This is a genomic window from Pseudomonas sp. NFPP24, assembly GCF_900112095.1.
Lineage (GTDB): Bacteria > Pseudomonadota > Gammaproteobacteria > Pseudomonadales > Pseudomonadaceae > Aquipseudomonas > Aquipseudomonas extremorientalis.
On sequence record NZ_FOKD01000011.1, the window covers coordinates 217064 to 230876 of the forward strand.

At 60.4% G+C, this 13813-nt stretch carries 15 protein-coding genes; 4 read left to right on the forward strand and 11 right to left on the reverse strand.

All coding sequences use genetic code 11. From position 1 onward, the window contains the following. Positions 1–65 precede the first annotated feature (65 nt). From BM026_RS22965 to soxR, 3 genes are all read right to left on the reverse strand, one after another. Complete coding sequence (locus BM026_RS22965; RefSeq protein WP_093530176.1) at positions 66–941, reverse strand: alpha/beta fold hydrolase; 876 nt, start codon at positions 939–941, stop codon at positions 66–68. Positions 942–1067: 126 nt separating this feature from the next. Further along, positions 1068–1526: a VOC family protein gene (locus BM026_RS22970; RefSeq protein ID WP_092248052.1), complete on the reverse strand. Its 459-nt coding sequence runs from the start codon at positions 1524–1526 to the stop codon at positions 1068–1070. Positions 1527–1625: 99 nt separating this feature from the next. After that, positions 1626–2075, reverse strand: a complete 450-nt coding sequence (soxR, locus tag BM026_RS22975) for a redox-sensitive transcriptional activator SoxR (protein ID WP_071492280.1) — start codon at positions 2073–2075, stop codon at positions 1626–1628. Positions 2076–2175: 100 nt separating this feature from the next. Between soxR and BM026_RS22980 the strand changes: the two genes are divergently transcribed. Next, entirely contained in the window at positions 2176–2541 is a 366-nt protein-coding gene (locus BM026_RS22980; RefSeq protein ID WP_071492281.1) for an antibiotic biosynthesis monooxygenase, read from the forward strand. Here BM026_RS22980 and BM026_RS22985 read toward each other — a convergent pair. The 4 genes from BM026_RS22985 to msuE are packed head-to-tail and all read right to left on the reverse strand — an operon-like array spanning position 2530 to position 6564. Next, entirely contained in the window at positions 2530–3633 is a 1104-nt protein-coding gene (locus BM026_RS22985; RefSeq protein ID WP_175507965.1) for a sigma-54 interaction domain-containing protein, read from the reverse strand. The genes BM026_RS22980 and BM026_RS22985 overlap by 12 nt on opposite strands. 11 nt (positions 3634–3644) lie before the next feature. Further along, entirely contained in the window at positions 3645–4832 is a 1188-nt protein-coding gene (locus tag BM026_RS22990; protein WP_093514461.1) for an acyl-CoA dehydrogenase family protein, read from the reverse strand. A gap of 19 nt (positions 4833–4851) precedes the next feature. After that, positions 4852–5991 (reverse strand): FMNH2-dependent alkanesulfonate monooxygenase, encoded by a 1140-nt coding sequence (ssuD, locus tag BM026_RS22995; RefSeq protein WP_071492284.1) that lies wholly within the window; start codon positions 5989–5991, stop codon positions 4852–4854. 9 nt (positions 5992–6000) lie between these two features. Next, the gene (msuE, locus tag BM026_RS23000) at positions 6001–6564 is read right to left on the reverse strand and encodes an FMN reductase (protein ID WP_058426944.1); all 564 of its coding nucleotides are present in this window, start codon (positions 6562–6564) and stop codon (positions 6001–6003) included. Between the two features lie 398 nt (positions 6565–6962). Here msuE and BM026_RS23005 point away from each other — a divergent pair, with 398 nt between their 5' ends. The 3 genes from BM026_RS23005 to BM026_RS23015 all read left to right on the forward strand — a co-directional run bounded on the left by BM026_RS23005 (position 6963) and on the right by BM026_RS23015 (position 10484). After that, positions 6963–7232 (forward strand): hypothetical protein, encoded by a 270-nt coding sequence (locus tag BM026_RS23005; RefSeq protein WP_092248061.1) that lies wholly within the window; start codon positions 6963–6965, stop codon positions 7230–7232. Positions 7233–7465: 233 nt separating this feature from the next. Further along, on the forward strand, positions 7466–8626 hold the full coding sequence (locus BM026_RS23010) for a cysteine desulfurase family protein (RefSeq protein ID WP_093530180.1): 1161 nt from the start codon (positions 7466–7468) through the stop codon (positions 8624–8626). 49 nt (positions 8627–8675) lie between these two features. Next, the gene (locus BM026_RS23015) at positions 8676–10484 is read left to right on the forward strand and encodes an aminopeptidase P family protein (protein ID WP_093530182.1); all 1809 of its coding nucleotides are present in this window, start codon (positions 8676–8678) and stop codon (positions 10482–10484) included. A 46-nt stretch (positions 10485–10530) separates the two neighbouring features. Here BM026_RS23015 and BM026_RS23020 read toward each other — a convergent pair whose 3' ends face one another. From BM026_RS23020 to rhtA, 4 genes are all read right to left on the reverse strand, one after another. Further along, complete coding sequence (locus BM026_RS23020; RefSeq protein ID WP_092248070.1) at positions 10531–11121, reverse strand: 2-hydroxychromene-2-carboxylate isomerase; 591 nt, start codon at positions 11119–11121, stop codon at positions 10531–10533. Between the two features lie 36 nt (positions 11122–11157). After that, positions 11158–11889, reverse strand: a complete 732-nt coding sequence (locus tag BM026_RS23025; protein WP_092248073.1) for an SDR family oxidoreductase — start codon at positions 11887–11889, stop codon at positions 11158–11160. A 109-nt stretch (positions 11890–11998) separates the two neighbouring features. After that, the gene (locus BM026_RS23030; RefSeq protein WP_058426920.1) at positions 11999–12280 is read right to left on the reverse strand and encodes a hypothetical protein; all 282 of its coding nucleotides are present in this window, start codon (positions 12278–12280) and stop codon (positions 11999–12001) included. Positions 12281–12444: 164 nt separating this feature from the next. After that, a complete protein-coding gene (rhtA, locus tag BM026_RS23035) occupies positions 12445–13332 on the reverse strand; it encodes a threonine/homoserine exporter RhtA (RefSeq protein ID WP_071492290.1) in 888 nt (295 codons plus the stop codon). Positions 13333–13813 lie beyond the last annotated feature (481 nt).

A 13813-nucleotide genomic window follows, 5' to 3' on the forward strand; every position in this document is an offset into this window, starting at 1 on the left:
CGCCGATCGGTGCCCTCCCGGCAGATAATGCCGAGGATGCGGAAGAACCGGGGTTACAGCGCTGCTCAGCGAAGGAAGGTCAGGACTTCGCCCAGCAGCAACTCAGGGGCTTCTTCGGCGATGTAATGGCCGGCCGGCAGGGCCTTGCCACGCACGTCGGTGGCGACTTTCTGCCATTCCTTGAGCGGCTCGAAGCAGCGCCCGACAGTGCCTTCGGCACCCCACATCACCAGTAACGGCAGGCTCAGGTGATGGCCGGCGTCGATGTCCGCCTGGTCGTGCTCAAGGTCGATGCCGGCGGCAGCCCGGTAGTCCTCGCAGATGCCCGTGGCGGCGCCCGGCAATTTCAGGCAACGCAAGTATTCGGCGAAGGCTTCCTGAGTGAACGGCTTGAGCCCGGCGCTGCGACTGCCCATCACGCTACGCAGGTACAGCTCCGGGTTGCCCTCGATCAAGGCTTCCGGCAAGGGCGCCGGACGGATCAGGAAGAACCAGTGCCAGTAGGCGCGGGCGAAGGCTTCGTTGGTCTGCGCGTACATCGACAGGGTCGGGGCAATGTCCAGCAGCACCATGCGTTGCACGGCCGCCGGGTGGTCCAGGGCCAGGCGGTGGGCCACGCGGGCACCACGGTCGTGGGCCAGCACCGAGAACCTGTCGAAGCCCAGCGCCTGCATCAGTTCGACGTTGTCCCGGGCCATTTCCCGTTTCGAATAATGGGTGTGATGGTCATTGGCCGGTGGCTTGCTGCTGTCGCCATAGCCGCGCAGGTCGGCGGCCACCACGGTGAAGTGTTCAGCCAGTTGCTCGGCGACTTTGTGCCAGATGACGTGGGTTTGCGGATGCCCGTGCAACAGGAGCAGACCGGGACCTGTACCACCTTTGCGGTAGCTGATGTCCACGCCGTTGACGTGGCACTGGTCTTTCTGGAATCCGGCGAACATGGAATGACTCCTTGTGATGAATGCTTGCATCGTGGAATCACGCGGCATTCGGGGCAAGGGCAAAAACGTGGAGGGGGTGTTCATGAAGTGTGATGCAGGAGCGGGCTTGCTCGCTCCTGCAAAGGGTCAGCCTTGTTTGAACAGGGCCTCGGCACGTTCGCGGATCTGTGCTTCGGTCAGGTCCTCCTTGTGGGTCGCCAGGAACCACAGATGACCGAACGGATCCTTCACACTGGCGGAGCGGTCGCCATAGAACTGGTCCTTGGGCTCGGACACGACGCTGGCGCCAGCCGCAACGGCTTGCTTGAACTGCGCGTCGACATCGCTCACATACAGATGCAAGCCGACACTGGTGTGTTCGGCCGGGTTGCGCAGGGCCATTTCGTCGCAGGGCGTGCCCAGCATGATGGCCGAATCGCCGATGCGCAGCTCGGCATGGCCGACTTTGCCATCCGGCATGTCCAGACGCATGACCTGGGTGGCGCCGAAGGCTTTTTTGTAGAACTCGATGGCTTCACTGGCTTTGTCGATGCCCATATAAGGCGTGATGCTGGCGTAGCCCTCCGGAATAGGTTCAACGCTCATATCGCTCTCCTTGATTGTGGTTGTAGAGAAACGGCCTCTTCACTATAGGCCACGTTCCGTGTGGCCTGTGGGCAGTCGACGAAGTGTTGGGGCCGCAGGTCATGCAGGGGGTGTCGGTTCCAGCAACTGTGCCCCCGGCCCGCGCTCACCAAGCTGGTCATCCTGATTGCGCAATGGACACGCCTCCATCGACAAACATCCGCAGCCAATACAGCCATTGAGCTTGTCGCGCAGCAGCGTCAGCTTGTTGATGCGCTCATCCAGGTCTTGCCGCCACAGCGCCGACAAACGCTCCCAATCCTGGGCGTTGGGCGTGCGCCCCTCCGGCAATGTCTGCAAGGCTTCGCCAATCGTTGCCAGCGGAATGCCCAGGCGCTGGGCGATCTTGATCACCACCACGCGCCGCAGTACATCCCGGGGGTAACGCCGTTGATTACCGGCGTTGCGATTGCTCTTGATCAGCCCCTTGGTTTCGTAGAAGTGCAGCGCCGTGACCGCCACACCACTGCGGGCGGCCAGTTGGCCGACAGTGAGTTCCTTGTTGAGCATGAAAAACTCCAGATAAGCGCTTGACCTTGACTTAACTAGAGGTTTTACCCTGCATGGCATCGAATCGCAAGATTCTGCCTACAGAGGAAGGGGAGTGTTCATGCAGGTATCAGAGAAGAATCGCAGCTTCACTCAATTGATCGAGTTTCAGATCGAACCCCGGCAACAATCTGCCCTGGTGGCCGCCTTGACCCTTCAGAGCGAACGCCTGGCCCAGGGCCATGGCGGCTTTATCAATGCGAGTGTGCTGGTCAGCGATGACGGACGGCGGGTGCTCAATTACCTGCAATGGCACTCGCGTGAAGACGGCGAGGCGGCCTTCCAGTGTTTTGAGCATGGCGAGGAAGATTTCTGGACATTGATTCGCGCCCACCAGGCCACGGCCGTGACCTTTGGTTCGTTCCAGGTGCTGCGCAGTTTCGAGCGCAGCCACGACAACGCGTTGCACTGCCGCCTAAATGGATAGGTGCAGCATGCGCTCGCCTTGCACGTTTTCTCCGGGCCGGCGCTTGTTCACCGCCAGCTCGCCGATCTTGATCAGGCGCGTACGTGTGACGTTGCGGCTCAGGCCGAGCAGGTTGGCGGTGTGGACCTGGTTGTAATGGCTGAAACGGTAGGCGGCCCGTAGCAGGGCATCTTCGACCTTTTCATGCAGGGCGCCGGCCTGTTCCTCGAACAGTTTCTGGAAGGCCCGCGCCAGCAATGCTTCAGCGCTGTTGTCGCTGCCGTGCTGGCTGTCGTCCTGGCGCTCGATGCGCATGTTAGACAGGCGCAGGTCGTCGCGCTCGATCACGCCGTTCCGGCAGATCAGCAGGGTGTGGTGGATCACGTTTTCCAACTCGCGGATGTTGCCCGGCCAACTGTAGCTTTTAAGCTTGTGCTCGGCCTCGCGGCTGATGGTGATGGGGCCATATCCCAGGCGCTGGCTGTAGGCTTCGATAAAGTGTCGGGTCAGCGGCAGGATATCGCCGGGGCGCTCGCGCAGCGGGCTGAGCTCCAGGCTGACCACGTCGAGGCGGTAATAGAGGTCTTCGCGGAAATGCCCGGCGTTGATGGCTTTTTCCAACTGTACGTTGGTTGCGGCCAAGACGCGCACATCAATCGGAATGCTCTTGCGCGAACCCAGGCGTACGACTTCTCGTTCCTGCAGGACCCGCAGCAGTTTGACCTGGATCGCCATCGGCAAATCGCCGATCTCATCGAGAAACAACGTGCCGCCGTCGGCCTCCTCGAACCAGCCGGCCTTGGCGCTGAGGGCGCCGGTGAAGGCGCCTTTTTCATGGCCGAACAGTTCGGCCTCCACCAGGGACTCGGAGAACGCCCCGCAGTTGACCGCCACGAATGGCCGGTTGCGCCGTGCGCTGAGGTTGTGGATGTGGCGTGCCACCAGCTCTTTACCGGTGCCGGTCTCGCCGATGATCAGCACGCTGGCTTCGCTGGGCGCCACTTGCTGGATGTGGTCGAGCAACGCCTGGGATTTGGGGTCTTCGAAGACCTGGGCCGTGGCGCGGATCGAGGTCGCGAGGGCGGGCGAGCGCGGTAGGGTCAACAGCTGCATGGGCACCTCTCTTAGGAATAGAACGTTGGAATCGGCAGGGAGTGGTTCAGCGCCCAGTCCCCCAGTTCGTGGAGTTTGTAGTCCACCGGGTCGTGCAGGGTCTGGGTGCGCAGGTTGCGCCAGTGACGGTCCAGGCGCAGCGACGCGTGGGTGGAGCGCGCACCGGTGACTTCGAACAGGCGGCTGCACAGCTCCAGGCCCTGCTGGGTGGCGGCGACCTTGGCGGTGGCGATGGCAATGGCCAACTGGCCGCGTTCGGTTTCGCTGAGGTTCGGGCCTTTGGCCCAGGCCTGGTCGAGCAGGTCGGCAGCGCGCTCCACCAGCAGGCGCACGCCTTCCAGTGCGACCCAGAATTCGCCGTAGTGATGCAGTACGTAAGGGTCCCTGCGCACATCTTCGGCCGAGGATTTATGCCAGGCGCGGGTTTCGGTGAGGGTGTAATTGCGCGCTTCCTCGAAGGCGCCTTCGGCAATGCCGAGAAACATGTGGGTGAACGTCAGTTGGGCGATCAACGGGCGCAGGCAGGCGAAGGGTGTGCTCAGCGGTCCCGGATCGAGCAGCAGCTCGGATTCTTCGACGCGCACCCGTTCGAAGCTGGCGCTGCCGCTGTCGGTCTGGCGCTGGCCGATATTGTTCCAATCATTGTGCAAGGTGATGCCGCTGCGCCCGCTGGGGATCGCTGCGATCAGCAGTTTGCCACCGGCGGATTCGTCCACCGCCGAAGCGATCAGCATTTCCGAGTCGCTGGCGCCGGAGCAGAAGCTCTTTTTGCCGGAGAACTCGCGCCAGCCGCCGAAATCCTTGACCACGGTGCGCGTGTCCAGCGGGTTGAGGGCGTTGCCCCAGAACCAGTTTTTGCGCGCGGTCTGTTCGAACCAGGGTTGCCATTGGTCCGGGCGTGAAAACAGGCGCACGGTGGCGAGCATCAGGTGGTGAAAACCGAAGACATGGGCGATGGAGCTGTCGACCTTGGCGAATTCACGCACGATACCCAGGGTGTCGCTCCAGCGTGCGCCGAGGCCACCGTACTGGGTGGGAATGCTCAGGGCCAGCAGGCCGCTCTGGCGCAGGGCGTCGCGTTCAGCCTTGGGCGTGCCGCCGCGTTCGTCACGTTCGACGGCGGTGAGGGCGAAGTCGGCGGCCAGCAGTCTGGCGGTCTGCAAGGGGGACGGCAGGACGCTGTGGGGTTTGGCGGTCACACGGTGTTCCTCATTGATCTCAAGCTTTGGTCGGCAACACATCGTTGGCAATCATTTCGCCAAAGGGGCCCGTGAGGTTGGTGATGCCGTGGCCGGCAAGGCTGGCATAGGGTTCCGGTAGCAACGGGAACACCAGCTCGGCGAAGCGATAGGCTTCTTCCAGGTGCGGGTAGCCGGAGAAAATGAAGCTCTCGATCCCCAGGTCCGCGTATTCCTTGATGCGTTCGGCCACTTGTTGCGGGTTGCCCACCAGCGCGGTGCCGGCCCCGCCGCGCACCAGGCCGACGCCGGCCCACAGGTTGGGGGCGATTTCCAGGTTGTCACGGCGCCCGTCGTGCAGGGCGGCCATGCGGCGTTGGCCTTCGGAATCAAAGCGCGAAAAGGATTTTTGCGCGGCGGCGATGGTTTCGTCGCTGATGTGCTCGATCAGCTTGTCGGCGGCTTTCCAGGCGTCTTCTTCGGTCTCGCGCACGATCACATGCAGGCGGATGCCGAACTTCACGGTGCGCCCGTGGCGTGCGGCGCGCTCACGCACATCCGCGAGTTTTTCCGCAACGGCGGCGGGTGGTTCGCCCCAGGTCAGGTACACGTCCACCTGCTCGGCGGCGAGGTCGTGGGCGGCGTCGGAGGATCCACCGAAGTACAGCGGCGGGTAAGGCTTCTGCACCGGCGGGTAAAGGGCCTTGGCGTTTTGCACGCGCAGGTGCTTGCCTTCGAAATCCACCGATTCGCCCTGCAACACACGGCGCCAGATACGTAGGAATTCGTCGGAGACTTCGTAGCGTTCGGCGTGGTCGAGGAAACTGCCGTCGCCACGGTTTTCGTCGGGGTCGCCGCCGGTCACCACGTTGATCAGCAGGCGGCCATTGGACAGGCGATCGAGGGTCGCCGCCATGCGCGCCGAGACAGTCGGCGAAATGATGCCCGGACGAATCGCCACCAGGTAACGCAGGCGTTCGGTCAGCGGCACCAAGGCCGAGGCGATGACCCAGGAGTCTTCGCACGAGCGCCCGGTAGGAATCAGCACGCCGTGGTAGCCCAGGCTGTCAGCTGCCTGGGCGACTTGTTTCAGATAATTGAGGGTGACCGGCCGTGCACCCTGGGTGGTGCCCAGGTAATGACCGTCGCCGTGCGTTGGCAGAAACCAGAAAACATCCATGACCAATCCTTAAGCGATTTTCAGCAGAGAGGGGGAGTGCGCGGCGAACAAAGGCGCTGCGCGTTCTGCCGCCAGTTGAATACGGGCTTTCAGTAATTCGCTGGTTATTTGGTAGTCGGTGAAGTCGGCCTCGGTGGCGTACACACCGATCGGCAGGGTCAGCGCCTGGAAAAAGCTGAACAGCGGACGCAGTTGGTGGTCGAGGACCAGCGCGTGGCGTTCGCTGCCGCCGGTTGCCGCCAGGAGCACGGGGGTGTTGATCAGCGCATTGAGGCCGACCAGGTCGAACAGGTGCTTGAGCAGGCCCGGGTAGGAACCGCGATAGACCGGCGCGGCGACGATCAGCAAGTCGGCCTGTTCGATGGCCAACAGTTGCGCTTCGACTTCTGCGGGCAGTTCATCACGGGACAGCGCACCGCCCAGCGGCCGGGCGATATCGCCCAGCTCGATCAGGGTGGCCTGGATCGGCAGCAAGGTAGCCAGCTCAGCCAGCACCGCCTGGGTCAACACCAGGGTACGGGACGGGCGCCAGGTTCCGCCGGAGAGGGCAACGACATTCAGGGGACGGGTCATGAACAGTTCCTTTTTCAACAGTGATTCATAGCAGGTGGAGTGCAACCGCTTGAGCAAGAGCTGTACCAACGGGTGCAAGCCTTGATCGACGTGGGTTGCAGGCTCACTGATGAAAATGCCGGTGTTGGCTGCCTGGTGATTTGTTGATTGGCTGTTGCCAGGGCAACAGTTGCGTGGGCAACAGTGCCAGGGCGGTGTAGTCCCTTTATAGAGGGTTGTATTTATTCCGTAAATTAACGTATTTCCATATTTATAGATCATAAGGAAATATAAAGGCTCTGCTATCGAAGGTGCGTTGGCGGTTGATAGCAACTATCAAGGCAGGTGATTTTTCACCATCAAGGGGCCGGAGTAGCCTGTGTTCATTGACTCGAAACCTCCTTCGCAGGGCCACCACCATGAACCGATTCCTCGCTGTTTCCTTATTGATTGTCAGCTCAGTCCTTGCCGGATGTGCGACTCATCCTTCGCCTGAATTGCGTCCTTACACCGCAGAAGAAACCAAGCAGTTGGCCCTTGAAGCATTGAGCCGTCGTGGTTTGTCGTTTGACGAATATCAACAGCAGCGCGCCGCGCTGACCGGCCAGCCACAGAAACCCTTCGACTTTGATAGCAAGGGCGAAATGAATGCCGAACGCAGCGTGACCCTGCATGGTCGTCCCAGTTGAACCCGCGCCCAGCGACAAAAAGCCCGAGGTTATCCACAAGGATCCTCGGGCTTTTTGTTTGCCATGGAGCGACTTCAGCCTGTTAAGCTGAATTTCAGGAGCGTTCCTACGCACATTTACATAAAGTGGTCCTTCTTTAATGGCGTGTGATCGGTTAAACCTGACGACCTCTGTCCCGGTCCGTGCCCCTGAGACGCTGCTCTCGGGAACCTGCTCTGCGAGTTTCTAACGTCATGAATAAACGTCCGTTGTATTTCGACTATGCCGCCACCACCCCGGTGGACGAGCGGGTCATCCAGGTGATGGTCGAGTGTCTGGGCTTCAACGCCAATTTCGGTAACCCCGCGTCCAGTTCCCATGCGTTCGGCCAGGCGGCCCGGCAGACGGTCGAACAGGCGCGTCGTCAGGTGGCCGGGCTGGTCGGTGCCAACCCGGAGCAAATCGTCTGGACCTCCGGCGCCACCGAATCCAACAACCTTGCGATCAAAGGCGTGGCCCAGGCGCGGGGCGTGGCGGGTGGGCATATCATTACCAGCCAGATCGAACACAAGGCCACCCTGGATACCGCGCGACAATTGCAGGAAGCCGGCGTGGCCGTGACCTACCTGGTGCCGGACGCCGATGGCTTGATCAGCGCCGATGCCGTCAGCGAAGCCTTGCGCGAGGACACCTTCCTGGTGTCGTTGATGCTGGTGAACAACGAGCTCGGCACCCTCAACGATATCCCTGCCATCGGTGCCCGCGTGCGTGAACACGGCGCGTTGTTGCATGTGGATGCGGCGCAAGGGGCGGGTAAGGTGGCGATCGATCTGGCGCAGTGGCCGGTGGATCTGATGTCGTTTTCCGCGCACAAACTCTATGGCCCCAAAGGTATCGGCGCTTTGTACGTCGGTCCGCGGGCGCAGCAGAAGGTCTTGGCGCAGATTCACGGTGGCGGCCACGAGGGCGGCTTGCGTTCCGGCACCCTGGCGACCCATCAGATTGCTGGCATGGGCACCGCGTTCGCCTTGGCGGCGGCGTCTTTCTCTGAAGAAAAGGCGGTGATTGTGGCTCTGCGCCAGCGCCTGCTCGACCAGTTGGAGTCGCTGGCCGGTGTGCGCCTCAATGGCAGCGCTACACAGCGTATTCCCCATACCCTGAGCCTCACGTTCAGTGAAGGCGAATTCAACGCCGCGGCGTTGAGCGCGGGGATCGCGTTTTCTGCGACCTCGGCCTGCAATTCGGCCAGCAATGCACCGTCCCATGTGCTGCTCGCCCTGGGCCATGATGCACGCAGCGCCAGCCGCACCATTCGCTTGAGCCTCGGCCGGTTTACCACTGAACAGGATATCGACCAGGCGGTGCAACTGATCAAGGCGGCCCTCGCCAGCGCACCGGCGTTCTGGGCGGTCTGATTCATTTATCGCGACACATAACAATTATTCGTGGTTAGCAGGAGACACAATGAGTACGCAGCCCTTGACCCATGGAACGGTTCCCCAGCGCCTGGCGCATACCCGTGCACTGATGAGCCGCGAGGGTATTCATGCCCTGCTGGTGCCGTCGGCCGACCCGCACTTGTCCGAGTACTTGCCGGGTTACTGGCAGGGGCGGCAATGGCTGTCGGGGTTTCATGGCTCGGTGGGAACGCTGATTGTCACTGCGGATTTCGCCGGTGTGTGGGCCGATAGCCGTTACTGGGAACAGGCGACCAAGGAACTCAAGGGCAGCGGCATCGAATTGGTGAAGCTGCAGCCGGGCCAACCCGGGCCGCTGGAGTGGCTGGCCGAGCAAACGCCGGAAGGTGGTGTGGTGGCGGTGGATGGTGCGGTCATGGCCGTGGCTTCGGCGCGTACCCTGGCCGGTAAGCTGGCGGAGCGCGGCGCGCGCTTGCGTACCGATATCGACCTGCTTGATGAAGTCTGGCATGACCGTCCGGCATTGCCGAACCAGCCGATCTATCAACACCTGCCACCGCAGGCTACTGTCAGCCGTATTGAAAAACTCGCTTCGCTGCGTGCTGCCTTGAAAGAGAAGGGCGCCGACTGGCATTTCATCGCGACCCTGGATGACATTGCCTGGCTGTTCAACCTGCGTGGTGGTGACGTTTCGTTCAACCCGGTGTTTGTGTCCTTTGCGTTGATCAATCAACACCAGGCCACGCTGTTTGTGGCACTGAGCAAAGTCGACGCCGAGTTGCGGGCTGTGCTGGAGCAGGATGGCGTGACGCTGCGCGACTACAGCGAAGTGGCGGATGCATTGCGCGCGGTGCCGGCGGGCGCCAGTCTGCAGGTCGACCCGGCGCGCGTTACCGCGGGTTTGCTGGAGAATCTCGATGCCGGCGTCAAGCTGGTCGAAGGCCTCAACCCGACCACATTGGCCAAGTCCCGCAAGAGCCTGGCCGACGCAGAACATATCCGCCAAGCCATGGAGCAGGATGGCGCAGCGCTGTGCGAGTTTTTCGCCTGGCTGGACAGTGCGCTGGGCCGTGAACGCATCACCGAGTTGACCATCGACGAACACCTGACCGCTGCACGCAGCCGCCGCCCTGGTTATGTGTCGTTGAGTTTCAACACCATTGCGGCCTACAACGCCAACGGCGCGATGCCGCATTACCACGCCACTGAAGAAGAGCACGCGCTGATCGAAGGCGATGGCCTGCTGCTGATCGATTCGGGTGGCCAGTATCTGGGCGGCACCACGGATATCACGCGGATGGTGCCGATCGGCACGCCGAGTGACGAGCAGAAGCGGGACTGCACCCGGGTGCTCAAGGGCGTGATTGCCTTGTCCCGTGCCCACTTTCCGAAAGGGATCCTGTCGCCGCTGCTGGATGCGATTGCCCGCGCGCCGATCTGGGCGGAAGGCGTGGACTACGGCCACGGTACTGGCCACGGTGTAGGCTATTTCCTCAACGTGCATGAGGGCCCACAAGTGATTGCCTACCAGGCGGCTACCGCGCCGCAAACGGCGATGCAAGCGGGGATGATCACCTCCATTGAACCGGGTACTTACCGTCCAGGCCGTTGGGGCGTGCGTATCGAGAATCTGGTGTTGAACCGCGAAGCGGGCAAGACCGAGTTCGGTGAGTTTCTCAAGTTCGAAACCCTGACCTTGTGCCCGATCGACACGCGCTGCCTGTTGCCATCGTTGCTCACGGCAGACGAGCGTGAGTGGTTCAACGCTTACCACACTGAGGTGCGCAAGCGTTTGAGCCCATTGCTCAGCGGTGCCGCGCTGGAGTGGTTGCAGGTACGCACTGCGGCTATCTGATTACCTGCCAGGCAGTAACGTGCCAGGGCGTTTTGGCCATCAAGCTCTAACTCAACGCTTCGCGCACAAATTCCAGACGGTCCTGACCGAAGAACAGCTGGTTGCCTACAAACATACTGGGGGCACCGAACACGCCGCGTTGAACGGCCTGTTCGGTGTTGTCCTTCAAGGCAGCCTTAACGGTTTCGTCATTGGCCAAATTCAGGATTTCATTGGCGGCAAATCCGTATTCAGTGAGTACGGCAGCCACGACGGCGGGGTCTCCCAAGTGACGGCCTTCGACCCAAAGGGCATGGAACAGGCAATCAACGAAGTCCAGGAAACGCTCAGGCTGGTGCAATTGGATGCCGGTGACCGCTCGCATCAACACCAGCGTATTGATGGGGAAGTGCGGGTTGAACCGGAGCGGTACGTTGTAGCGCCGGGCGTAACGCGCCAGGTCATCGAGCATGTAGCGACCCTTTGCAGGAACGGTGATTGGAGAGGCGTTACCGGTGGCCTTGAACACGCCGCCCAATAACATGGGTTTATACACAAGCTGTGTATCGGTTGCCGTGCACAATGCCGGTAGCTGGGTGTAGGCCAGGTAGGTGGCGGGGCTGCCCAGGTCAAAGAAGAACTCCAGGGTTTTACGCATGGTCGATGCTCGCTGCTTATTGTTATGGGGGCGTGCTTACCAGGGTTCATTCCAGGGGCGCAGGTCCAGTTCAAAGGTCCAGGCATCGCGTGGCTGGCTGTGGAGGTGCCAATAGTTATCGGCGATATGCTCGGGGCTGAGGATGCCGTCCTGGTCTTTGAGTGCGTATTTCTGCGGGAAATTGTCGCGAATGAAGTCGGTGTCAATGGCGCCATCGATCACGACATGGGCGACATGGATGTTCCTGGGACCCAGTTCCCGCGCCATGCTTTGCGCGAGGGCCCGAATCCCGTGCTTGGCCCCGGCGAAGGCGGCAAAACCTGCGCCGCCGCGCAATCCGGCGGTGGCGCCGGTAAACAGGATGGTGCCTCGATTGCGCGTGACCATGCGCTTGGCCACTTCGCGTGCGTTCAGAAAGCCGGAGAAGCAGGCCATCTCCCAGATCTTGAAATACTTGCGCGCGGTTTCTTCCAGGATGCTGCACGGCACATTGGCGCCGATATTGAACACAAAGGCTTCAATCGGACCCAGCTCAGTTTCGATCTGTTCGATCAGCGCGATGACGTCTTCTTCTTTACGCGCATCACAGGTAAACCCATGGGCTTCGCCGCCCACTGCGTTAATACTGTCCACCAGCGGCTGTAACTTATCGGCGCTGCGGCGGCTGACGCAGGCCACATAGCCTTCGCGGGCGAAGCGTCTGGCAATGGCGCCGCCGGTTGCATCACCGGCGCCCACTACCAATACGATTTTTTTGTTGTGTGTCATGGGAACTCCGTTGGCTCGATGGTAGAGCAGGAGTTTAGACGCCGTGTCGCGAAGGGCCGGATTTGTATCCGGATTTGATAGGAGCAGTCAGAGATGACTGCTCATTCGATTACTTACAGATGACGATCATACTGCGGCTGGTGTAGCCGGCAGGGTTGAGGCCGAATGGGTAGTCCCCAGGTTCCTCAGAATTGTCACCGGACTTTGCGATTACTCGGTAGCCCTTGGCGCCACAGGAGTTGGTCGCACTGGTGTAGCACTGCTCCCAGGAAGAAGACAGGCCGGAACAGTTGATATGCAACCCTTTTTTGCCACGTTTCACTTCTGTCTTGGTGGTCGCGGCACAACCAGCAACGGCCATGACCATTAACAGTATTAAAATTCGCTTCATTCCTATCCTTAATAGCCGCCTTGCAATGCCAGAGGCCGGCTCTACTCGCTTTCGGGTGTAGCGTTCGCGCTGTCCTTGTCGAAGTTCTCCATGAATGACATTCGTTTACGGCCTAAACATGGCCTAAATGTGCGGCAAATACCAGAGCTACATTCAATCAGACTTCAATCCGAGGCAACCAGTGGCTTTGGTTCGCTGCGCATCGTCACCGTGGCACCTACGGAGGCCAAAATGATGCAAGTGATTGCCAGCCACTGGGCGAACGACAAGTGCTCGTGCAGGAATAACAGGCCGGAAAGCGCGCCGAAAGCCGGCTCAATGCTCATAAGAGTGCCGAAGGTTCGGGCAGGGAGGCGCGTCAGTGCAACCATTTCCAAGGTGTAGGGCAGAGCGGTGGAGAGAATGGCGACGCCGATGGCGATCGGGATCAGTGCGGGAGTCAGCAATGCGCTGCCTGCGTGGACGATGCCGATAGGTGCAACAAACAATGCGGCGATCATCACCCCGAGGGCGGCGGTCTGGACGCCGTTGTCATTCCCTGCTTTCTGACCATACAGAATGTAGAGTGCCCAGCAGACGCCTGCTCCCAGCGCGTAGGCTGCCCCCAGCAAGTCGATGCCGCTGCTGGCCTCGCCCATCGGGATCAACAAGAGAAGGCCGATGATGGCGAGGGCAATCCACAGGAAGTCGACTGCGCGCCGAGAGGCGTAAATGGCCACCGCGAGGGGGCCGGTGAATTCCAGGGCGACCGCAATCCCCAGGGGCACGCTGCGCAATGACATATAGAAGAGAAAGTTCATGCCACCCAACGCCATCCCGTAGACGATGACGGTACGTAAGGACTTGGAGGTCAGTTTGGCGCGCCACGGGCGCAACAAAAGCAGCATGATCACGCTGGCGAAAATCAGGCGCAGTGCCGTTGTGCCTTGTGCGCCAACGACAGGGAACATGCTCTTGGCCAGCGAGGCGCCGGACTGGATAGAGGCCATGGCGATCAACAGCAGGCCGACAGGGAACAGTGTCGAGGCCAGGCTGCGGGGGGAGGTGGTCATTGGGGAATTCGTCCGAAGTCATATAAAAGAAGCAAGAGCGCTATGATGCTCAACTGTTTGGTGATGAGCAATATATTGCTCAATTATCCTTTTTGATGCGTTATACAGGACGGACTTTGAGTGTTTCAGGCTCTTTGATAGAAAAACCAAATTAAGGGTTGACGGCAGATTCTGGAAGTCTATAATTCGCCCCACTTCCGGCGCAGTCGAAACGGAAAACTCCTTGGTAAACAAAGAGTTACGCAGAATTCGACAGCGACTTGCTTCAGTTCATCGAAGCCCAGAAGCAGTTGATAGGGCAGTGTTGTCTGGCTCTATTAACGTTTCGATCCTCTCGGTCGAAAGCGGAGAAAAAGAGGTGTTGACAGCAGCGTGTAAAGCTGTAGAATTCGCCTCCCGCTAACGAGAGATCGGAAGCGCAAGTGGTTGAAGTTGTTGAAGAAATCTTCGAAAACTTCTGAAAATAATCACTTGACAGCAA